This window comes from Azoarcus sp. L1K30 (genome assembly GCF_018122735.1).
Taxonomy (GTDB): Bacteria; Pseudomonadota; Gammaproteobacteria; order Burkholderiales; family Rhodocyclaceae; genus Parazoarcus.
The window spans coordinates 2,538,096-2,559,867 of sequence record NZ_JAGRRD010000001.1; the positions used below are offsets into that span (position 1 = coordinate 2,538,096).

Genomic DNA, 21,772 nt, shown 5'->3' on the forward strand with positions numbered 1-21,772 from the left:
GACACCGCTCGCCCGGGCGCGCCAGTCACTCGGGAATAAAACTCACACGACCTTCAAACTCGAAACGGCGCAAGGGATGACCAAACGCATGGCTGAGGCAGTCCGCCTGCAACACCGTGTCGCGGTCACCCGCCAGGACACCGCCACGCCCGTCGAGCAGAATGATATGGTCAGCATAGCGGGCCGCCAGGTTGATGTCGTGCAATACCATGACCACGCCACGCCCCTCGCCCGTCATCCTGCGGAACAACTCGAGCACCGCAATCTGATAGCGCAGATCGAGATGGTTAAGCGGCTCGTCGAGCAGCAACAGCCGTGGCGACTGCGCGAGCAGTGCCGCGACCGCCACGCGCTGTCGCTCGCCGCCCGACAGCGTCAGAACGTCGCGTTGCTCGAATCCCGCCAGACCGACGTCGGCCAGCGCTGCACGGGCGATGCGCTCGTCTTCGACCCCCTCCCAGCCCCAGCGGCCGAGATGGGGATGACGCCCGATCAGCACCGTTTCGATGACCGATGCGGCGAAGTGATCCGGCTGCTGCTGCAGCAGAACCGCGCGAAAACGGGCCGCCTCCGGCATCGACCACCCTGAGTACGGCAGTCCTCCCAGCCGCACCGCGCCGACGCTGGGCTCGCGCAGTCCGGCCAGCGTGTGCAGCAAGGTGGTCTTGCCCGCCCCGTTTGGGCCGAGCAGCACCAGACATTCGCCCGGCGCCAACTCGAGGCTGAATTCGCAGCACAACCAGCGCTCGCCGACCTTCAGCGCGAGCCCTTCGGCCTCGAGCAGGGGCGCGACCGAAGCACGTGCAGGAAGCGCATGGCGGTCCATGTCAGCGGGGGTGGCGCGCAAGCAGGAACAGGAACACCGGCACCCCGATCAGGGCGGTCAGCACACCCACCGGCAACTGCTGCGGCGCCATCACCGTACGCGCGAGCGTATCGGCGACGGTCAGCAGGATACCGCCCGCTACCGCAGCCGTCGGCAGCAGGACGCGCTGGTCGTTTCCGAGTGCGAGCCGCACCAGGTGAGGTACGACGAGACCGACGAAGCCGACCGACCCGACCTGGGTGACGGCCACCGCGGTCAGCAGCGACGCCAGCACATACAGTCCGAGGCGAAGACGCCTGACATTGACACCCAGCGCCCGTGCACTCAACTCGCCGCGCGCGAGCACGTTGAGATCGCGCGCAACCGGCAATACCGCTGCCAGCCCGCCCAGCAGCATGATCAGCGCGGCCCACGGCCTCGACGCCCCACTGGCGTCGCCCATCAGCCAGAACAACATGGACTGCACCCGGGTATCGGGCGCCAGCGCAAGCATCAAGGTCACTGCCGCACCGCAGCCTGCCGCCACGATAACCCCGGTCAGAAGCAGACGGGTCTGCGTCCAGCTGCCGTCACCATGCGCCAGTCCGAACACCATGAACATCGCCGCCAGCGCACCGGCAAACGCGCCGGCATCCACCCACGCCGCCGCGAGCCCCAGCGATATGCCTGCAAGCGCGCCAACCGCCGCACCACCCGAGACCCCGAGTATGTAAGGGTCGGCCAACGGATTGCGCAGCAGTACCTGCATCACCCCGCCCGCCAGCGCCAGCAGGCCGCCACAGACGAAAGTCGCCACCGCGCGCGGCAAACGCAGTTCGCGTATGACATTGGCCGCCATGCCGTCGCCACCGAGGACGGCGGCGAGCACGTCGGCAGGCGCGACCTGAACACTGCCCGCCAGCAAGGCCCAGGCCAGCGCCATCAGCCCCGCAAGCGCCAGCGCGAGAGCGACGACGAGGAGCCGCCCGATGCGAACCGGCATCAGGCGATACCCGCCGTCACGTGCGGCCGCGACTGCCACGGTCGATCAATGCAGCGCGTAGCGCAGCGAGACAAAGGCATTCGCCCCCGCAGTGCCGTAGCCCTGGGCGCGCTCGTAGTCCTTGTCGAGGATGTTGTTTGCACGCAGCTCCATGCTCCAGTCGCGCGCCACCGCATAGTGGACGTAGGCGTTAAGCAGGGCATAGCCGCCCAGCTTGTTGGCCGCGGTATTCGTCGTCCTGTCGAAGCGCCGTCCCTGCCCGGTCAGCTCCGCACCCCAGGTCCATGCACCCATGCTGCGATCGATGGCGAAGGTGGCGCTTTCCTTTGCCCGCCGTCCGAGGTAGTCACCGCTATCCTTGTCCTTCGCCTCGAGAAAATCAACGCTCGCGCGCAAGCGATAGCCATACACCATCGTGCTCACACCCAACTCCACGCCCTCCAGGGTCGCGGTGGCGACGTTGTCGGCGATGCCTGTACTCCAGTCGATGAGGTTCTTCACCCGGTTATTGAAATAGGTTGCACGCGCCACCGTAACGCCATGCTCCCACACCAGGCCGATCTCGCGGTTGACCGCATCCTCGGGCTTGAGATCCTGATTGCCGCCGAAGCAGCCGAATCCGGGATAGCACTCCAGCGGGTAGTAGAGATCGTTGAAGGTCGGCGCCTTGAACGCAGTGCCGATGCTGCCGTGCACGCGCCACTCGGGGTGGAACTGGTAGCCATACGCCGCCGACCCGGTGGTCTTGCCCCCGAACTGCGAATCGTCGTCATGGCGCGCATTGAACTGCACGCTGTGCTGACCGAACTGCCCGCCCCAACCGAGCACGAGCGAGTTCGACGAACGATTGGTCTTCGCATAGTCGGCAGTCGTGCTGACATCCTGCTCGAGGTATTCGTAGGCGGCCAGCAGCGACCCGCCAGCAAGCGCAACATCGTTTTGCCAGGAAAACTGGGTCTGGTCGGTATCGAACCTGGAGGTCGACACGCCGTCGGCGGAAATGCGCGAAACATCCGCGCTGTATCCCAGCCTCAGCGTACTGGTCCAGTCGCGGGTGATCTGATTGCGCAGGTGCACACTGGCGGCGTCGGTCTGTTTCTTGATCGAGGAATCGAAGGCCTCGCCGGCGTCGTACCAGTTGCGCCCGTCCGTGTGCAGCACGGACACCCCCACTTCGTCGCGCTCGCCGATACCGAGCGCAAGCGATCCGCTCATGTAGTCGTTGCGAAAGCCGTCGTCGTCGCGGTTGCTGCCGGCTGTCGACTTCGGCCGCGCGTTGAACCCGTCGGTACGCTCCTGGCCCGCCACCAGGCTGTAACGCAATCGGTCCACGCCGCCGGCAATCGCCGCCTCGAGTTCGCGGCTATTGTCCGACCCGACACCGACGCGCAGCGACGGCTGGTAACCCTCCTTGCCCTTGCGGGTGAAGATCTGGATGACACCACCGATTGCATCGGAACCGTATAGCGCGCTCGCGGGCCCGCGCAGGATCTCGACATGATCGATGAGTGCCAGCGGAATCGTCTCCAGCGTCGGCGCGCCATTGGTGACGGAGCCGACACGCATGCCGTCGATCAGCACCAGCGTATGTCCGGCATTGGCGCCACGGATGAAGATGCTGGTATTCGAACCGGCACCGCCGGTGGCGGACACCTGTATGCCGGAGCGCGCCGAAAGCAGCTCGACCAGGCTGGTATTGCCGGCCTTGGTGATCTCGTCACGCGAGATCACCTCGACACTGGCCAGCGCATCGGATGCCATGACCGGCTGCCGCGTTGCGGTCACCACGACTTGATCGAGTTCTGCATTGGCATGGCCGGTCTGTTGCGCCTGACCGATGAGGGGATAGACGAGCGCGCACGCCGACGCGAGCATCGAAAGCTGGATTTTCACTGGAAACACTCCCTGCACCACGGCCCGCGTCCCCGCATACCGTGGTCGATTCACACATGAATGCACTGAGGGAGAAAGTCGAAGAGAGGCGAAACAAACCGCACCCGTCGCCGCCACCCCGCGGCACATCCGCCAAATCACGCGCGGGCCGGTATCCGGGCTCATGAGTTGTTCGCACTACCAGAGGCACGAACTCGGCGCGTCGCCTTCCCGGGCTGGGCCCAGTGGCATGTCGACACGCGTTGAACTCACTTACCGTTGCGGGGGCAGCACAGGCATTGCACGCACTTTGGCGCGCGCACCTGTTTCCCGTTTAACCCTGTGGCGGGAATCGCCGTCGGGCACCACGAACGTGTTGCCCCTTCCGGGGCAGTGGGGTCGGATGATACCGTGTTCGGCCACACCAGTGCACAGCAACAAGCGAAGAAATCCAATGACCTGCGAACTCATCCTCGGCGGTGCGCGCTCGGGCAAGAGCCGACATGCCGAACGACGCGCGCTCGACAGCGGCCTGTCCGTTACCGTCATCGCCACCGCGGAGGCGGGCGACGAAGAGATGGCTGCGCGCATTCGGCGCCACCAGACCGACCGCCCGGCGCACTTCCGCACCATCGAAACGCCGGTAAGACTGGCCAACGCCCTGCGGCAGGAGGCAGCCGCCGATCGCTTCGTGATCGTCGATTGCCTCACGCTGTGGCTGACCAACCTGCTCGCGGACGTCGACACGCTCGGACCGACGGACGACGCAAGTAAGCTGCCTCGCTTCCGCCACGAGCGCGACGCCTTGCTCGAGACGCTTCCAACACTGCCTGGCAGGGTCCTGCTGGTCGCGAACGAGATCGGGCTCGGATTGGTGCCCGAACATCCGCTGGGCAGACTGTTCCGCGATGAAGCCGGACGACTCAACCAGGCCATTGCCGCCCTGAGCACACGCGTCGTGTTCGTCGCCGCAGGTTTACCGCTGGTGCTCAAGGACGCCTGACAGAGCGTGCTAACATCCGCCGCGCCTTCCCCATGCCATCGCCGGACCCTTCATGAAATTTGCCATCAATACCCCTGATCAAGCGTTGGCCGCCCGACTGCAGCAGCGTATCGACGCCAAGACCAAGCCACGCGGCGCGCTCGGGCGCCTGGAAGCGCTGGCGCTGCAGATCGGCCTGGTGCAGCAGTCGGATTCCCCTGCGCTGCAGCAGCCGCACATCATGGTTTTTGCCGGTGACCACGGTGCCGCACGTGCAGGCATCTCGGCCTATCCCCAGGATGTCACCTGGCAGATGGTGGAGAATTTTCTCGCCGGCGGTGCCGCCATCAATGTTTTCAGCCGCCAGATGGGGCTGGGGCTGACGGTGATCGACGCCGGTGTCAATCACGATTTCGGCAAACGGCCGGGCCTAATCGACGCCAAGATCGGCCCCGGCACTGCCAACTACCTGGAACAGCCGGCCATGACAGCGGCACAGTGCGAGTCAGCGCTCGCACGCGGACGGGAACTGGCCCACGCGCTTGCGGCAAACGGCTGCAATTGCGTCGGCTTCGGGGAAATGGGCATCGGCAACACGGCATCGGCTTCCCTGCTCACGCACTGCCTCGTTCCCGGCGGCGATCTTGCGCACGTCACCGGCCGCGGCACCGGGCTCGACGACGCCGGACTTGCGCGCAAGCGAGCGCTACTCGAACAGGCGCTCGGGCGCGGCGGGCGGCTCACCACACCAATGCCAGCGCTGATCGAATACGGCGGTTTCGAGATCGCGATGATGGCAGGTGCAATGCTGGGCGCAGCGGAAAAAGGCATGGTGCTGATAATCGACGGCTTCATCGTCACCGCGGCACTGCTGGTCGCCCACGCCATGGCGCCGGCCGTACTGCCCTACTGCGTGTTCGCCCACCGCTCCAGGGAGCCGGGCCACACGCTTCAGCTCGAACACCTCGGTGTCGAACCGCTGATGGAACTGGACCTGCGACTTGGCGAAGGCACCGGTGCTGCCCTGGCATTTCCTCTCGTGCAGGCTGCGGTCAACTTCCTCGACGAAATGGCCAGCTTCGAATCGGCCGGCGTCAGCGGCCAGACCTGAACCTTCATGCGCTACCAGATTGAGCTCTTCTTTACTGCGCTCGGCTTTTTCACCCGCCTGCCGATACCGGGCTGGGTGCCCTGGTCCACCGAGCGCCTCAATCACGCGGCGCGCTATTTCCCGCTTGTGGGCTGGGTGGTCGGTGCCATCGGCGCCACCAGTTATTTCGCGCTCGTCACGGTACTACCGCCATCGCTGGCCGTGATCCTGTCGATGGCGGTCACGATTCGCGCCACCGGCGCCTTCCACGAAGACGGCTGGGCCGACGCCTGCGACGGTCTCGGCGGCGGATGGGACAAGACGCAGGTGCTGACGATCATGAAGGATTCGCGCATCGGCAGTTATGGCACCGTCGGCATGCTGCTGTTGTTGCTGGCCAAGGCCGCAGCGCTGTTCGAGTTGGGTGCGCAGAGCGCGCTCGACGTTGCCCTGGCGCTGCTGGTCGCGCACCCCTTGTCGCGCCTCGCCTCAACCAGCCTGATCCACCTGCTGCCCTATGTGCGCGAGGACGAAACCGCCAAGTCCAAACCCTTGGCCCGCCGCCTGAACGGCGCAGAACTGCTGATTGCCGCCAGCTTCGGCCTGCTGCCCCTGCTGCTGCTCGCGCCACTCGAAGCCGTGTGCGCGCTGGCCGCGAGTGCCTTGGCAACTGCATGGGCCGCGCGCATGTTTCTGCGCCGCCTGGGCGGCTACACCGGCGACCTGCTCGGCGCAACCCAGCAGGTCAGCGAACTGGCCTGCTATCTAGGCATTCTCATCGCATGGAACTTCACCTGATCCGCCACCCGCGGCCCAACGTCGAACCGGGTATCTGCTACGGTCGTACCGATCTCGATGTGGCCGAGTCCGTTCCCGATGTCGCCGACCGCCTGCGCCCGCTGCTGCCACCACGGTTTGCCCTCCACACCAGCCCGCTGCGCCGCGCGCGCCTGTTGGCCGAGGCGCTGGGCTCGCCACAGATTGACCCCCGCCTGCAGGAAATGAACTTCGGCGACTGGGAGGGGCGACGTTTCGACGATCTTGGCCGGGCAATCGACGCCTGGGCAGACGACCCCCTCGGTTTTGCCGCCCCGAACGGCGAATCGGCCCGCGACATGAGCGCGCGCGTGCTGCACTGGCTCGATGAAACCACCCGGGCGGCATCGGCGGAGCAGCCGCTGGTCGTGGTCGCACACGGCGGACCGCTGCGGGCGATCGCCGGCCACCTGCTGGGCTTGCCTGCCGACCGCTGGCTCGGACTCGATTTCGCCTGTGGCAAATCGACCAGGATAGACCTCGAAGCATGGGGCACGACGCTGAAGTGGTTCAACCGCTGAGCCTGCGACCCAGGCACATCCGCGGGTCTTTGACGTCCCTTCGTCCTTCCTCGGCCTTCATGGGATAATCGGCGCCTTTCCAACGTCCCGCCTGACGCCGAATGCTGACCCCCCTGCCCGATTTTTCCACCGGCCATCTGCTCGTTGCCGGCGATGTCATGCTCGACCGTTACTGGCACGGCTCCACGACCCGCATCTCACCCGAGGCACCAGTACCGATCGTCAAGGTCGAAGGAGACGAATTCCGTGCCGGCGGCGCGGGAAACGTGGCACTCAATGCCGCCTCGCTCGGTGTCCGCACCGAATTGATCGGACTGGTCGGGCGCGACGATGCAGCGCGACTGCTCGGCGACCGGCTGGCACAGGGGGGCGTGAGCTGTCGCCTGCTGGAAGCCCCCCAGCACGCAACCATCACCAAGCTGCGTGTCATCAGCCGCCATCAACAATTGATCCGGCTCGACTTTGAAGACAGCTTCGCCAAGCTTGAATCCACCGGCATCGAAGAGGCCTTCCGTGGTGCGCTCAATGACAAGAACGCGGTGGTCCTGTCAGACTATGGCAAGGGCACGCTGGCACAGGTTGCGCACCTGATTGCACTGGCACGGGAGCAAGTCATCCCTATCATTGTCGACCCGAAGGGCACCGATTTCAGCCGCTATCGCGGCGCATCGGTGGTCACGCCGAACATGGCCGAATTCGAGGCCGTCGTCGGCCACTGCGCCGACGAAACCACGCTACGCACGCGCGGCGAAGCATTGATGGAAGCACTCGAGCTCGACGCTCTCCTCATCACGCGGTCGGAGCGCGGCGTCACCCTGCTGCAGAAAGGCGTGCTGCCGCTCGATCTGCCCACACGCGCGCGAGACGTATTCGACGTCACCGGCGCGGGAGACACCGTGGTGGCCGTACTGGGCGCCGGTCTGGCTTGTGGCATGTCAATGGCAGACGCTACCGGGCTTGCCAATACTGCTGCGGGAATCGTCGTCGGCAAGCTCGGGACGGCGACGGCAAGCCTCGCTGAACTCTCATCGGAGCGCGCTTCACCCCCCTGATCGCGCTGAATCGGCCATGTGCTCGCACACAAGACCGGTCCGATGCTCGCCACGCGAGGCGTAAACGCAAAAACGGGGACCGAAGTCCCCGTTTTCAGTTCAGGTCTGTACCGGGTACAGATTAGAACGTGTGGCTGATGCCCAGACCGAAGGCGCGCTCGTACTGGCTGGAGTAGCCGTCGAACGAGTTGTCGTCGTAGCTGATGTTGCCGTACTGAGCGTAGGCAGTCGTGCGCTTCGACAGGCTGTGCTGGTAGCCCAGAGCCCAACGCTTGGTCGTGCTGTTGTCGACTTCGCTGTCCTTCTGCTGACCGTACACAACTTGCACCATGCCAGCGGCGGAAACCGGAGCGGTTGCACCGATGAACCACTGCTTGACCTTCGACACGGTGGTGCCGGACACTTCGGTCTTGTCCTGGCCGTAAGCAGCGTGCAGCTTGGCAACGCCGAAGTCGTACGTACCGGCCAGATCCCAGACTTGCTCGTTGGCACCGTCAAGGGCGGAACCGTCACGCACGTCGGCGCGGTGGTAGTTCAGACCAACGAAAACGGGACCGTTGGTGTAGGTCGGAGCGATCGCGAACACGGTACGCTGATTGTCCGGACCTTCGTTGCCGGTAGCGCCGTTGGAGTAAGCAACCGTGGTCACCAGACCCGAGTACGACGGGGTGATGTAGGCAACGGTGTTATCCAGACGGGTGATGTCATTGCCAGCGGTGGAAGCACCGTTGGTCCAGGTCAGGCCGTAGCCGGTCACGGCGGACGAACCGAACGGATCAACCTTGCCGAGGATCGAATCCTGCGGGGTGGTCAGACGACCAGCAGCAACGGTACCGAAGTTGCCGGCCAGGTACAGGAACGCGTCACGACGCGAACCGCTGCTGGCTTGGGTCAGCTGGGTGTTGTTGTCGAAGTTCAGGCGGGTCTGGAAGTCGAAACCGACCTTCAGGCCATTGCCCAGATCTTCAGAACCCTTGATGCCGAGGCGGCTGGGGGCCTGGAAGTAGCTCGGCATTTCGGTCTTGCTGTCGGCATCGCCGCCGCCGTAGTTCACGACGCCGGTATCGACACGACCGTAGATGGTCACGTTCGACTGAGCGAAGACCGGTGCAGCCATCAGGCCAGCAACAGCCAGCGCGATCAGTTTCTTTTGCATGTGTTTCTCCTCTAGTTGAAGTTGAGACTGCAGCTAAGCTGGAGCCCGACTTACCTCTCATGCGAGAAGTTGGGTGGATTTTGAGCATTGAGTCACACCTCACGCAAGCGACATCGTGAAAAACCGTACCTAAAAGGCAGTCCGTGTTGCGCGAGCACAACATGAGGATTTTTCGCCCTCGACCAGCGCCCGAAATGGGCGGGCAGACAGTTCCGGCCGGGTCACTGCCGACCGCGGCAAGACGGCGGAATCAAGTGCAGACCAAAGGCGTGTCACCTTGCCACTTCCTGCGAACCGCGCGCCAGGCGGGAACGCGCAATACTGGACGCACGCAATCTGCTAGTCTTCAGAATTGTGAAGGTGCACGAGTTGATAGCTATATCGATTGACCTAGACCGGGCGTCGCCGGGCCGGACCGGCAGCGAGGGTCAGGTGGCACGCACATATTTGACCGGGAAGTGACATGAACGAAGACGCCGGCACCGCTCCCCATATCCGCCCTCCCATCGAACGCCGCCGGGTCATGGTTCGCGGCATTGTTCAGGGCGTCGGCTTTCGCCCCTTCGTCTATCGACTGGCGCAGGAGTTGGGCTTGAGCGGCTGGGTGCGAAATGACGGCGCAGGCGTTGAACTCGAAGCACAGGGGACGACCGGCAATATTTCCGCGCTGATCGCGCGCCTGCATGGCGAGGCACCGCCACTGGCAAGCATCGACGGCATGGAAAGCATGTTGTGCGAGCTTGACCCGAACGATCGCGGCTTCACGATCAGTGTGTCACAGAGCGGCGGCATCACCACCTCGATCGGACACGACAGTGCGGTTTGCCCGGACTGCCTGCGGGAGCTCTTCGATCCCTCGAATCGTCGCTGGCGCTATCCGTTCATCAATTGCACCCACTGCGGCCCGCGCTACACCATTGCCCGCAGTCTGCCCTACGATCGCGCCACCACGAGCATGGCCGCTTTTGCCCAGTGCCCGGCCTGTGCCGACGAATATGCCGATTCGGGACACCGGCGCTTTCATGCGGAGCCCAACGCATGCCACGCCTGTGGCCCGAAGCTGAGTCTGCTCGAGGCCTATGGCATCACCGTCGCCACCCGCGACCCGGTCGCTGACGCGCTACTGCGCCTGCTGTGCGGAGAAATCCTCGCGGTGAAGGGACTGGGCGGGTATCACCTGATGTGCGATGCGCGCAATCCTGAAGCCGTCGCCCGCCTGCGACAGCGCAAGTCGCGCGACGACAAGCCCTTCGCCATCATGGTGTCCAGCCTCGCATCTGCGAGGCATTGGGCAGCATTGAACCATATCGACGAAAAGCTGCTGGACAGTGCGGAGCGCCCGGTCGTGCTGTGCGACAAGCGCGAGTCGGTCGACCACGAACTGCATGGGGTGGCGCCCGAACTGGCCTGGATCGGCGTCATGCTGCCATACACGCCCCTGCACTACCTGCTGTTCCACGACCATGCGGGTCGCCCCTCGGGCACCGACTGGCTCAACCGTGCCTCGGACCTTGCGCTGGTGTGTACGTCCGCGAATCCGGGGGGCGAACCCCTGGTGACGGGCGACCGGGAAGCCACCCGCCGCCTGATGGGGATTGCCGACGCCTACCTGATCCACGACCGCGAGATCGTGGTGCGTTGCGACGACTCGGTCGTGCGCAGCCTTCCTGCCGTACGTGCCGGCGATGCTGACATGCAGTTCGTGCGCCGCTCTAGAGGCTTCACGCCGCGCGCGCTCAAACTCGCTTGCAAGGGCGAACCGGTGCTGGCCTTCGGTGGCCTGCTCAAGAACACCCTGTGCTTGACCCGCGGCGACGAAGCCTTCCTCTCGCAACACGTAGGCGACCTGGAATCAGCGCATGCCTGTCAGGCGCTGGACGACGTCGCCGGACACCTGCAGCACATCCTGGCATTGACGCCGTCGGCCGTGGCGCACGACCTCAATCCGGATTTTCCATCGACGCACAGTGCGGAGGCGCTGGCCGAACGTCTCGGCATCCCCTGCTTCCCGGTTCAACATCACCATGCTCACGTTGCCGCGGTACAGGCAGAGAATCGCCACTCGGGCCCGGTGCTGGGGCTTGCCCTAGACGGCACTGGCCTGGGCACTGACGGTCGGGACTGGGGCGGCGAACTGCTGATGGTCGATGGCGCCGAATTCAGTCGGCTCGGCCACCTCGCCCCCTTGCGCCAGCCCGGTGCACAACTGGCCATGCGAGAGCCCTGGCGCATGGCCTCGTCCGTTCTTCACCTGCTGGGCAGGGGCGACGAGATCGCCATCCGTTTTCACCGGCAGGACGCCGCCTGGCGGCTGGAAAACCTGCTCGACGCCGGCCGCCTCTGCCCGCCGACGACGAGTCTCGGGCGCTGGTTCGACGCCGCGGCTGCGCTGCTCGGCATCTGCGAACGCATGGGGTACGAGGCCGAAGCAGCCATGCGCATGGAAAGCCTGGCAACGCGCTTCGGCCCCACCCTGCCCTTGCATGACGGCTGGAGGATCGACGCCGAACGCACGCTGGACCTGCTGCCACTGCTCGCCCGACTCGCCGACGAGCGCAATGCGGCACGCGGGGCAGCGCTGTTTCACACCACGCTGGCTGCGGCGCTCGAATCATGGGCGCTCGATGCGGTTACCGCGACCGGCATCCGGACCATCGCGCTCGCGGGGGGCTGTTTCGTCAACAGGGTGTTGTCGCGCGATCTCGCCAGGCGACTTGCCGCGCGCGGACTCGATGTTCTCGAAGCGCGTCAGGTTCCGCCCAATGATGGCAGCCTGTCACTCGGGCAGGCCCACGTCGCCCGCAAGATACTGTGCGCTGGCAAGTTCTGAGCCCGGGCGACAGGCCCCCACGCCATGCTCAGGGCGACAGATGGCGGTAGGAACCACCGAAATAGATCAGCGGATCCGCGGCAGCGCGCTCGAAGCGAACCACTTCGCTGATGAACACCACATGGTCGCCACCCGCATGACGCGTGGTATTGCGGCACTCGAAACGGGCGCAGCAACCGTGCAGCAGCGGCGCGCCACCGAGACCGTGATCGAAGCCCAGACCGGCGAAACGATCACCCATTCGGCTGGCAAAGCGCTGCGAGACGGCTTCCTGATCGGCGGCCAGCACGTTGATCGCGTAATATTCGCAGGCCTCGAACAGCGGACGGCTGGGGAGGTTGCTGGACAGGCTCCACACCACCAGGGGCGGATCCAGCGACACCGAGTTGAACGAATTGACCGTGATCCCGATCAGTTCTCCGGACGGTGCACGCATTGTGACCACCGTGATGCCGGTCGCGAACATGCCGAGGGCGTTGCGGAAACTGCGCGTAAAGTCTTCGTCTGCGGGGGTGGTCTGGGACATGGAACGGCCTCTGGCGCGGCGCCAGCCACACCCGGAAGAATTTGATCAGGCGGCGGATTATCGCCGCGAGCGACGCATACGTCGAGTATCGCGGTGCGGAAACGCCGCATGCCCGAGCATGTCACCATAACAGTAACACCGGATAACGCACCCAACATGAGTGATTTTGCCCGCCGCCTGATCGAGTGGCAGCGCCACCACGGTCGCCACGACCTGCCCTGGCAGGGTGGACACGACCCTTACCGTATCTGGCTGTCCGAGATCATGCTGCAGCAAACCCAGGTCAGCACCGTGATTCCGTACTACACCCGCTTCATCGAACGTTTTCCCGACGTGGCCTCACTGGCGGCTGCGCCGGTGGACGAAGTGATGACTTTGTGGAGCGGCCTCGGCTATTACGCCCGGGCGCGCAATCTGCATCGCGCCGCACAGCAAGTGATGCGCGAGCACGGCGGGACCTTCCCGCGCAGCGCGGCGCAGATCGTCACCCTGCCCGGCATCGGACGGTCGACTGCCGCCGCAATCGCCGCCTTTTCCAGCGCGGAGCGCGTCGCCATCCTCGACGGCAACGTCAAACGCGTATTGTGCCGGGTATTCGGCATCGAGGGCTTCCCAGGTGAGAAGGCGGTCGAGTCGCGACTGTGGACGCTGGCTGAATCGCTGCTGCCAAATGACAGCATCGGGCGCTACATACAGGCCCAGATGGACCTCGGTGCCACCGTATGCACCCGCGGCAAGCCCGCCTGCGAGCGCTGTCCGCTGGCCGACGAATGCCTCGCCCGCCTTGGCAACCGCATCGCATCATTGCCGAGCCCACGGCCGCGACGGGCCGTTCCCCGGCGCAGCGTTCGCGTTGCGGTCATCGTCGATCGCGACGCTGTCCTGCTCGAACGCCGCCCTCCGACCGGCATCTGGGGCGGGCTGCTGAGCCTGCCGGAAGTGCCCGAACACGAGACGGAGCTGTCCGCCTGGGTGCACAGTCATCTCGGCCTGGAAACCCGCCCCGGCATTCAGCTACCGCCGCTTACGCACACCTTTACCCACTTCATCCTCGACATGCAGCCATGGCGATTGGAACTCACCGCGCAGCCTGCGCGGGCGTGCGACGGAAACGGCATGCAGTGGTTGCCGCTCTCGGACACGGCCAGCGCCGCATTGCCGACACCGGTACGCACCATTCTCGAGCGCATGGCGATGCAGGACCTGCTTGCCGCGGGCGGATAGGCGGGCGAGCCCCCGAGGCTTGAAGTTTCGGGCCGCGGCACCACCTTGTGTGCATTGTCACAACCCCGGGTCGCATGCCATGTCCGATGCCATTCATCTCGTCTGCCCCCACTGCAACGCCATCAACCGCGTGCCCGCAGCACGTCTGACGGAACACCCCAATTGCGGGCAATGCCACCGCCCCCTCTTCGTAGCGCAAGCGCTCGAACTCAGTGCGGCGAACTTCGCCCGCCACCTCCAGCGCAACGACATACCGGTACTGGTCGACTTCTGGGCTCCGTGGTGCGGCCCATGCCGCTCAATGGCGCCGGCTTTCGCCGAGGCGGCGCGCGTGCTGGAACCGCATTTTCGCGTCGCCAAGCTCGACACCGAAGCCGAACAGGCAATCGGTGCCCAATACGGCATCCGCAGCATTCCGACCCTCGCCCTGTTTCGCAACGGCAAGGAGGTCGCGCGCCAGGCCGGCGCCATGGGCGCGACCGACATCGTGCGCTGGGCCCGGACGCACGCGGGCTGAGCCGGCCTTCCACGGCAGCGGCGCTTGCATCGTCGGCCGCGAGTGCTACATTCGATGCGCGGTCGATCGTGCGACCTGACGGCGCGCCGCGATCGACCTCGTCGTCAAGTCATCGAATCCTGGACCGGAGCTCACATGCGCAGGCCCCGAATCATCGTTACCCGGCGCTGGCCGGAAGCCGTCGAGCAGGCGCTGCAGGCGCGCTTCGACGTCACCCTGAACGCCAACGACCATCCGTTCAGCGCAGAAGAGATGCGGCATGCGCTGACCGGGTTCGATGCGGTGCTGACCACGGTGTCGGACCGCATCGACGGCGGCCTGCTGCGGGCGGCGCCCCTGCGGTGCAGGTTGCTCGCCAGCTATGGCGTGGGCTACAACCATATCGACATCGATGCCGCGCGTGAGCTCGGACTGTGCGTGACCAATACCCCGGACGTGCTCACCGACTGTACGGCCGACCTCGCGCTCACGCTGATGCTGATGGTCGCCCGCCGCGCCGGCGAGGGAGAACGTCAAGTGCGCAGCGGACAATGGAAGGGCTGGCGCCCGACCCACATGATCGGCACCCGGCTGAGCGGCAAAACGCTGGGCATCATCGGCATGGGCCGCATTGCTCACGCAGTGGCCGTTCGCGCACACCACGGTTTCGGCATGAAGATTGTGTTCTTCAATCGCAGCCGGGTCGAGCCAGCGCGCCTCGCGGGTCTGCAAGCCGAGCAGTGCGACACGGTGGATGAGGTCCTGGCGCAATCGGATTTTGTATCCCTGCATTGCCCGGGTGGCGCCGACACGCGACACCTGATCGATCGCGAACGCCTGGCGCGCATGCAGCCCCACGCCTTCCTGATCAATACTGCCCGCGGTGAAGTGGTGGACGAGATCGCGCTCGCGGAGGCGCTGCAGCGCGGCACCATTGCCGGCGCCGGACTCGATGTGTACGCCGCCGAACCATCGGTCACGCCGGCATTACTGAAGATGGAAAACGTCGTACTGCTACCCCACCTGGGCAGTGCCACGCGCGAAACCCGCGAGGGCATGGGCATGCGGGTGGTCGACAACGTCAGTGCATTCTTCGACGGTCACGAACCGCCCGACCGCGTCGTTTGAGGCTGGGACGGCCAAGGCCCGCAGCCCAATCCGTGCCGAATCGGCTCCGACGCAAGCTCAGCCCTGGCTCAACAAACCGTGCTGGCGCAGATACTGCTGCATGATTTCGAGCCGGCTCTGCACATCGTCGAGTTCGAGCAGACGCTGCCGTGCCAATGCCGAGATCGGCAGCAATTCCGCGTAGCGCGCCCCCACCCAGGCCGCGTCGTCGAACCGATGCGGTGGCGGCAGGCGGTCACCGGCTTCGGCCGCCAGCATCCGCAACAGCGGCAGGATTTCGGCCTGCGCGGCGGGCACCGGCTGCACAGGCAGTGCCGGCAACCACTCCACGTCGCCATTGAGCAGACCGTCGCGCTCGACCTCGTGGCCGACGACTCGAAAGCGCCGCGCGCCGCGCACGACGATGGACAGCACGCCGGGTTCGGTCATGTCCCAGTTTTCCAGGCGTGCTTCGGTACCCACCGGATGCGGCAAAGCCGCCTCGCCGACCTCCTGTCCGGCGGCGATCAGGCACACGCCGAAACTGCTGCCCTCACGCATGCAGCACGTCACCATATCCATGTAACGCGCCTCGAAGACCCTCAACGGCAGCAAGCCATCGGGAAACAGGACGGTATTGAGCGGAAACAGAGGCAGGCGCTCACTCATCGGCCAGCCTCCTCTTCACCCCAGCGCGCCATCAGGTCGTGGCTGACACCAAGTTGGTCGAGCACCCGCGCAACAACGAAATCGACCAGATCCTGCACCGACTTCGGATGGTGATAGAAACCCGGATTGGGTGGCAGGATGCATACGCCCAGACGTGCGAGCTTGAGCATGTTCTCGAGATGAATGGCGGAGTACGGCGTCTCGCGCGGCACCAGTACCAGCTTGCGCTGCTCCTTGATGACGACATCTGCCGCACGTTCGATGAGGCTGTGGCTCAGTCCGGCCGCGATCGAGGCCAGCGTAGCCATGGTGCAGGGGCAGACCACCATCGCATCCGGCGGATTCGAGCCCGACGCCGGCGGCGCGAACCACTCTTCCCGCCCAAACACCCGCAGTTGCCCCGGGGCGGCGCCAAAGCGGCCGCTCAGCTCGGTTTCCACCTCCGCCGCGCGACCGGGCAGATGCCAGTCCATTTCCTGACGCGCAACGATCTGCGCCACCTGCGAATACAGCAGCCATACCCGGCACCCCGCCTGCAACAGGCACTCTACCAGGCGCAGGCCGTAGGGCATGCCGGAGGCGCCGGTAAAGGCGACGGTGATGGTAGGTGGCGTACTCATGGACAATGGATCCTGTAACAGTGCTTGCCGGGCGCGGATGGGCCCGTCATTTCAGGTAATCGGTGAGGATGACCCAGCGTCCGTCGCGAATCTGCGCGAGGCGTCCGTACCGGTTGCCCAGGTGATCCTCGCCGCTGAAGTGATACTCGGGGCTGCCGAAGAAATCGCGCGTGGTCTCGAGATGCTCCAGTGCAGAGACGAATCGCGCCACCGTGAGTTCCCGCCCCGCCGCCCTGGCTCCGCGCACGAACAGATCGGCAATGCTGTAGCCCATCGCACTCCATACGTTCGGATCGACGCCGAAACGTGCTCGGTAGCGCTTGATCCAGTCGGCCAGGGCCCGGTTGGCGCCCGCCGCATAGGGGTGAGGCAGTACGCTCACCGCATACAACCCGTCGACCGCCATGCCACCGAGTTCGTGCGTCTGTGCCGAATACCCGGAAGCCGTCACCAGCATATCGACCATCCATCCGGTCTTGCGCGCCTCGCTCATTGCGGCAATGGTTTCACGAACCACGGTCGCGAGCACGACGAAGTCGCAATCCGCGGCACGCAGACGCGCGATCTGGCTGGAGAAATCGGTGGCACCACGCTTGTAGCTGGTCTTCTCGACCAGCGCCTGGCCCACGCGCGCAAGACCGGCCTCCACGCCCTTGAGCACTTCGAGACCATAGTCGTCATCCTGATAGAGCAGACAGGTACGCCGGTAGCCGCGGCTTTGCACCATGTAGCGCGTCGCCGCGTCCATGTAGCGCTGATAGGGCGCAAAGATCTGGAACTTGAGTGGATGCAGCGGACTGTAGGTGGATTCATGGGGAGAGAACGGAAACAGGTGCGGACGACCGGCCTCTACGATGAGCGGCATGGTGGCCATTACCACCGGCGTGCCGAAATTCGCCAGAAAGGCGAATACCTGGTCGTGATCGAGCAGTTTGCGGGCGGCCAGCACCCCGCGCTTGGGGTCATAACCACTATCCTCGAGCACCATCCTCAACTTGCGCCCGTGCACGCCGCCCGCCTCGTTGGCCTCCTCCAGGCGAAGGAGCATACCGTCACGCACGGGCGAACCCAGCATTGCGGCAGGACCCGACAGATCCTGGATGCTGCCAAGGACAATCTCGCGATCGCTGACGCCCGGCGTCGCGGCCGCAGCGACGAGAGCCGACAGAGCGATCACGAGGGCGACGAAGGCACGAAACACGGGCATGGAATGATCCTGAACGGGCGGCTGAAGTCCCGATTATCCGCCAAGCCGACCGCCACCGCAGCTTTCAGTACGGCGCCCTGCCCCTTCCGCGACGGCGCCCGCCTTCCGCCGCAGATGCCAGCCCCTGCGGTCGCAGCAACACCGCCAACACGATCACCGCGCCGAAGAGCATGGTCTCGAGACCCGCACTTCTGCTCGAGTCACCCGGCAACGCATCGCGCACCAGGGCGATCAACTGTGGCAGGCTGACGATGACCAGCGCACCCCATAGCGCACCCGACAGGCGGCGTGCCCCACCGATGAATACCAGCATCAGCAGTTCGAAGGAAAACGTCAGGCCGAACTGCTCGGGGCTAATGAACCCGATCCAGTGCGCGTAGAGCGCGCCGGCCAGGCCAGCCAGGCCGCCGCCGAGCACGAAGGCATGCAGTTTGGCCGCGCCGACGTCGATCCCGCAGGCCTCGGCTGCCGCGATCTCGTCTTCGCGGACCGCCCGCCAGGCACGGCCCAGCCGCCCCCTCATCCAGCGCGCGCAAGCCAGCCAGACCAGCGACAGCACACCGACACTGACCACCACCTGCTCAAGCGGCGTATCCGCCTTCAGTCCGCCCCAGGCCATGGCCGGCACGCTCAACCCGGCGCCACCGCGGGTGAGCGAGGTCCAGCGCACCAGCATCTCCTCGACGATGAGTGCAAAGGCGAGTGTGCTCATGGCAAAGTAGAGTCCCCCCAGGCGCCACGCCGGCACGCTGGCAAGCGCACCGCCGGCCGCGCCGAGCAACACCGCAAGCGGCATCGACAGCAGCGGCGGCACGCCGCGCACGGCCAGCAGTGCTTCGACATAGGCGCCAAGCGCGACCAGCGCGCCCTGTCCGAGCGTGATCTGCCCCGCCTGACCGACGATGATCACCAGCCCGAGCCCCGCAATCGCATAGGTCGTCACCAGCGTCGCCTGACCAAGCGCGTAGTCGGCGCCCAGCACACCGACGGCGATGGCAATCATGGCGACACTCAGCAGTGCGGGCCGCAGCAGGCTCATCGCCGCCCCCGCCAGCCCGAAGACAGGCCATCGGGAAAAAGAAACAGCGCCAGCATCAACACCGCGTAGGGCACGACATCCTTGACGCCTTCGGGCAGGGCCAGACCGGCAAGCGCCTCCACCACGCCGAGAAAAACACCGCCCAGCAGGGCGCCCGGCAAGCTGGTCAGGCCGCCAAGTACTGCGGCCGGGAAGGCCTTGAGCGCAATCAGCCCCATGTTGAGATGCACGAAGGTGATCGGCGCCAGCAGCACACCGGCGATCGCGGCAAGGCCAGCACCAAGGGCCCAGGCAAGGGTGTGCATCGCCTCCACCGGCACACCCATCAACGATGCAACGCGTGCGTTTTCGGAGCACGCGCGCAGCGCCAGTCCGGCGCGGGTATGTCGGAAGAACACGGCCAACACCACGGCCAGCGCCGCAGTGGCGGCGATCACCAGCACATGACTGAACGACAACGCGAGCGCCCCCACCTGCAGCACGCGGTCGGCAAAGGGAAGGCGGTAGATGTCGTGGCTTGCCGCCGGCACGGTCGTCAGCCCGCCGCGCATGATCAGGCCCAGCCCGAACGTCAGCAGTACCGCGACCAGGTGTGGCTGACCGATGGCGTGGCGCAGGACGATGCGTTCGAGCATCGCGCCCAGCAGGGCCATGCCTGCCACCGCCGTGGCCGCGGCCAGCCACAGCGGCCACCCTGCCCCTGCGTTAAGCGCCACCGCGGCGAAAGCACCGACCATCAACAGTTCGCCCTGCATGAAGCTCACCGTTTCGGTGGCTTTGTAGATCAACACGAAGGACAGCGCCACCAGCCCGTACACGCAACCGATGGCGATTCCGCTGGTGAGGACCTGAATCAGTGATAGCATGGGCGCGAAGGATAGATCATCGGACGCCCGCGCGTATGACTTCCGTCACCGTGCGCGGAAAACGCGCGATAGGTGGGTCCAGGCATCGACGGACTGCCGCACGACCGGGACTGCGGCACAGGCATCCGCCGAAACCGCCCCGGCGCCGGTCCGGCGCTGGTTACCGGCTACACAGCGCCGCGCTCGGCGGCATGCCGCAGGCCTCGCGATACTCGGCCACCAGCCGCTCGACCAGGGTGGCCACGCTCGGAATGTCGTGAATGTTGGCCACACCCTGCCCCGCACTCCATACGTCGCGCCAGGCGCGCGCCTCGTCCGCCAGATCATGCAGTTTGCCCTTGCCGTGGCCCTGCGCCAGCTCGCTGCGCGCGAATCCTGCCTTCTCGAGACTGGGCCACAGGAAGTTCGCATTGGTGCCGGAGATCGCATCCGTATAGACCACATCCGAAGGACCGCAATCGACCACCATCTGCTTGTACGCCTCCTGCGCCATCGCCTCGCGGGTGGCGATGAAGCGTGTCCCCATGTAGGCGAAATCGGCCCCCAGCACCTCGACCGCACGTATCGAAGCACCGTCCGAAATGCTTCCGGCGGCAATCAGCACGCCATCCCAGAACCCGCGGATCTCGCGGATCAGACTCACCACGCTCTGGGTGCCGGCATGACCGCCGGCTCCGCTGGCCACCGCGATGATGCCATCGACGCCCGCGGCAGCCGCCTTCTTCGCATGGTAGGCATGCACGATGTCGGAAAACACCAGGCCGCCATACGCATGTACGGCTTTGACCACGTTACCCGGGTGCCCAAGACTGGTGATGACAAAGGGCACCCGATGCCGGACGATGGTGGCCAGATCCTCCTCCAGGCGGGCATTCGACGCATGCAGGATGAGATTCACGCCATACGGAGCGCAGGGTCCGCCCGGATTGTTCGTGCGGTGCTCGGCGAGGGCGGCGTCGATCCTGCTCAGCCAATCCTCCAGTTGCGCTGCCGGCCGGGCGTTGAGTGCAGGAAAGGTGCCGGCGACACCGGCCTTGCACGTGGCGATGACCAGTTCGGGGCCTGATACCAGAAACATCGGCGCGGCAATCGCCGGCACGGTCATCAAGCCACGAAAGGATGCGGGAATCGGCATGCGGTCTCCTCATGTTATCGATAGTCCGGGCGCGCAAGGCCGCGCCTGATGATGCGGCACACTCTAACATGCCGTCACCTTGATTCAAACGCCCGTTTGAATCAACTGGAAATGATATCCTCCACGCCCATGCAATCAATTGAACCGCTCCTCTACGGCATCGGCATCGCCGGCGTGGCTGTCAACGCCGCAGCCGGCGTACTCGATGCCGGGCGCAAACCTTTCGACCTCTTCGGCATGGTGGTGGTCGCGCTGGCCGCCTCGCTGGGCGGCGGCTCGCTGCGCGACATCCTCCTCGACCGCACGGTGTTCTGGATTGCCGACCAGAGCAACCTGATTGCCGCCATGGTCGCCGGTCTCGCCACTTTTGCCGTCGTACGCGTAGTACGTTTGCCGCCGCGGCTGTTCCTGCTCCCGGATGCGCTGGGCCTCGCGCTGTTTACCGTGTCCGGCACCCAGGCCGCCATTGCCATGGGGGCACCGTGGCTGGTCGCCAGCCTGATGGGGGTGATCACCGGCGTGTTCGGCGGCATCGTACGCGACGTGCTGTGTAACGAAGTGCCGCTGGTATTTACTGCCGAACTCTATGCCACCGCGTCGTGGGCGGGCGCACTGCTGCTGCTGGCATTGCTCGAGGCGGGCGTGAGTCCCGGTTGGGCCGCACTGGCGGGGGCGACACTGGTGCTCGTCATCCGCTTGTGCGCCCTCCGGTTCAAGTGGCGGCTACCGGTTTTCGTCGCCAAGAGTTGAGACGCT

21 protein-coding genes and 1 riboswitch are annotated in these 21,772 nt (G+C 65.4%); of the genes, 10 read left to right on the forward strand and 11 right to left on the reverse strand.

Going from position 1 to position 21,772, the window contains the following annotated elements:
* Positions 1-25 precede the first annotated feature (25 nt).
* Genes J5J83_RS11650 through J5J83_RS11660 form a run of 3 tightly spaced genes read right to left on the reverse strand, consistent with a single transcriptional unit; the run spans position 26 to position 3,701 of the window.
* Complete coding sequence (locus J5J83_RS11650) at positions 26-826, reverse strand: ABC transporter ATP-binding protein (RefSeq protein ID WP_212353045.1); 801 nt, start codon at positions 824-826, stop codon at positions 26-28.
* 1 nt (position 827) lies between these two features.
* Positions 828-1,808 carry an iron ABC transporter permease gene (locus tag J5J83_RS11655; RefSeq protein WP_212353047.1) on the reverse strand — a complete coding sequence of 327 codons (981 nt, stop codon included), beginning with the start codon at positions 1,806-1,808 and terminating at the stop codon, positions 828-830.
* 45 nt (positions 1,809-1,853) lie between these two features.
* Positions 1,854-3,701 carry a TonB-dependent receptor gene (locus J5J83_RS11660; protein WP_212349272.1) on the reverse strand — a complete coding sequence of 616 codons (1,848 nt, stop codon included), beginning with the start codon at positions 3,699-3,701 and terminating at the stop codon, positions 1,854-1,856.
* Positions 3,702-3,828: 127 nt separating this feature from the next.
* Positions 3,829-4,065: riboswitch (cobalamin riboswitch) on the reverse strand.
* Positions 4,066-4,134: 69 nt separating this feature from the next.
* Between J5J83_RS11660 and cobU the strand changes: the two genes are divergently transcribed.
* The 5 genes from cobU (at position 4,135) to rfaE1 (ending at position 8,141) form a co-directional block, all read left to right on the forward strand.
* Entirely contained in the window at positions 4,135-4,683 is a 549-nt protein-coding gene (gene cobU / locus J5J83_RS11665; RefSeq protein ID WP_212349274.1) for a bifunctional adenosylcobinamide kinase/adenosylcobinamide-phosphate guanylyltransferase, read from the forward strand.
* A gap of 52 nt (positions 4,684-4,735) precedes the next feature.
* The gene (gene cobT / locus J5J83_RS11670; RefSeq protein ID WP_212349276.1) at positions 4,736-5,773 is read left to right on the forward strand and encodes a nicotinate-nucleotide--dimethylbenzimidazole phosphoribosyltransferase; all 1,038 of its coding nucleotides are present in this window, start codon (positions 4,736-4,738) and stop codon (positions 5,771-5,773) included.
* 6 nt (positions 5,774-5,779) lie between these two features.
* Complete coding sequence (locus J5J83_RS11675) at positions 5,780-6,550, forward strand: adenosylcobinamide-GDP ribazoletransferase (RefSeq protein WP_212349278.1); 771 nt, start codon at positions 5,780-5,782, stop codon at positions 6,548-6,550.
* A complete protein-coding gene (gene cobC, locus J5J83_RS11680; RefSeq protein WP_212349280.1) occupies positions 6,535-7,089 on the forward strand; it encodes an alpha-ribazole phosphatase family protein in 555 nt (184 codons plus the stop codon). The genes J5J83_RS11675 and cobC overlap by 16 nt, the downstream gene beginning before the upstream one ends.
* A 101-nt stretch (positions 7,090-7,190) precedes the next feature.
* Positions 7,191-8,141: a D-glycero-beta-D-manno-heptose-7-phosphate kinase gene (rfaE1, locus tag J5J83_RS11685; RefSeq protein WP_212349282.1), complete on the forward strand. Its 951-nt coding sequence runs from the start codon at positions 7,191-7,193 to the stop codon at positions 8,139-8,141.
* 121 nt (positions 8,142-8,262) lie between these two features.
* On the opposite strand, the gene J5J83_RS11690 is transcribed toward rfaE1, so the two are convergent.
* Positions 8,263-9,297, reverse strand: coding sequence for a porin (locus J5J83_RS11690; RefSeq protein ID WP_212349284.1), 1,035 nt, complete (start codon positions 9,295-9,297; stop codon positions 8,263-8,265).
* A 463-nt stretch (positions 9,298-9,760) separates the two neighbouring features.
* Between J5J83_RS11690 and hypF the strand changes: the two genes are divergently transcribed.
* Positions 9,761-12,127: a carbamoyltransferase HypF gene (hypF, locus tag J5J83_RS11695; RefSeq protein ID WP_212349286.1), complete on the forward strand. Its 2,367-nt coding sequence runs from the start codon at positions 9,761-9,763 to the stop codon at positions 12,125-12,127.
* Between the two features lie 28 nt (positions 12,128-12,155).
* Here hypF and J5J83_RS11700 read toward each other — a convergent pair whose 3' ends face one another.
* Positions 12,156-12,653: a flavin reductase family protein gene (locus tag J5J83_RS11700; protein WP_212349288.1), complete on the reverse strand. Its 498-nt coding sequence runs from the start codon at positions 12,651-12,653 to the stop codon at positions 12,156-12,158.
* A gap of 156 nt (positions 12,654-12,809) precedes the next feature.
* Here J5J83_RS11700 and mutY point away from each other — a divergent pair, with 156 nt between their 5' ends.
* The 3 genes from mutY (at position 12,810) to J5J83_RS11715 (ending at position 15,501) form a co-directional block, all read left to right on the forward strand.
* Positions 12,810-13,877, forward strand: coding sequence for an A/G-specific adenine glycosylase (mutY, locus tag J5J83_RS11705; RefSeq protein WP_212349289.1), 1,068 nt, complete (start codon positions 12,810-12,812; stop codon positions 13,875-13,877).
* Positions 13,878-13,956: 79 nt separating this feature from the next.
* Positions 13,957-14,394, forward strand: a complete 438-nt coding sequence (trxC, locus tag J5J83_RS11710) for a thioredoxin TrxC (RefSeq protein ID WP_212349291.1) — start codon at positions 13,957-13,959, stop codon at positions 14,392-14,394.
* A 135-nt stretch (positions 14,395-14,529) separates the two neighbouring features.
* Positions 14,530-15,501, forward strand: coding sequence for a D-glycerate dehydrogenase (locus J5J83_RS11715; protein ID WP_212349293.1), 972 nt, complete (start codon positions 14,530-14,532; stop codon positions 15,499-15,501).
* Positions 15,502-15,558: 57 nt separating this feature from the next.
* Here the strand turns inward: J5J83_RS11715 and J5J83_RS11720 are convergent, their stop codons facing one another.
* From J5J83_RS11720 to J5J83_RS11745, 6 genes are all read right to left on the reverse strand, one after another.
* Positions 15,559-16,149, reverse strand: a complete 591-nt coding sequence (locus J5J83_RS11720) for an LON peptidase substrate-binding domain-containing protein (protein WP_212349295.1) — start codon at positions 16,147-16,149, stop codon at positions 15,559-15,561.
* Positions 16,146-16,769, reverse strand: coding sequence for a flavin prenyltransferase UbiX (locus J5J83_RS11725; RefSeq protein WP_212349297.1), 624 nt, complete (start codon positions 16,767-16,769; stop codon positions 16,146-16,148). The genes J5J83_RS11720 and J5J83_RS11725 overlap by 4 nt, the downstream gene beginning before the upstream one ends.
* A 46-nt stretch (positions 16,770-16,815) precedes the next feature.
* Positions 16,816-17,976 carry an ABC transporter substrate-binding protein gene (locus tag J5J83_RS11730; protein WP_212349299.1) on the reverse strand — a complete coding sequence of 387 codons (1,161 nt, stop codon included), beginning with the start codon at positions 17,974-17,976 and terminating at the stop codon, positions 16,816-16,818.
* A gap of 64 nt (positions 17,977-18,040) precedes the next feature.
* On the reverse strand, positions 18,041-19,015 hold the full coding sequence (locus J5J83_RS11735) for a branched-chain amino acid ABC transporter permease (RefSeq protein ID WP_212349301.1): 975 nt from the start codon (positions 19,013-19,015) through the stop codon (positions 18,041-18,043).
* The gene (locus tag J5J83_RS11740) at positions 19,012-19,881 is read right to left on the reverse strand and encodes a branched-chain amino acid ABC transporter permease (RefSeq protein ID WP_212349303.1); all 870 of its coding nucleotides are present in this window, start codon (positions 19,879-19,881) and stop codon (positions 19,012-19,014) included. Before J5J83_RS11740 ends, J5J83_RS11735 begins: the two co-directional genes overlap by 4 nt.
* A 160-nt stretch (positions 19,882-20,041) precedes the next feature.
* The gene (locus J5J83_RS11745; RefSeq protein ID WP_212349304.1) at positions 20,042-21,016 is read right to left on the reverse strand and encodes a nitronate monooxygenase; all 975 of its coding nucleotides are present in this window, start codon (positions 21,014-21,016) and stop codon (positions 20,042-20,044) included.
* A 129-nt stretch (positions 21,017-21,145) separates the two neighbouring features.
* On the opposite strand from J5J83_RS11745, the gene J5J83_RS11750 reads away from it, so the two are divergent.
* Positions 21,146-21,766 carry a trimeric intracellular cation channel family protein gene (locus J5J83_RS11750; protein ID WP_212349306.1) on the forward strand — a complete coding sequence of 207 codons (621 nt, stop codon included), beginning with the start codon at positions 21,146-21,148 and terminating at the stop codon, positions 21,764-21,766.
* The last annotated feature ends 6 nt before the right edge of the window (positions 21,767-21,772 follow it).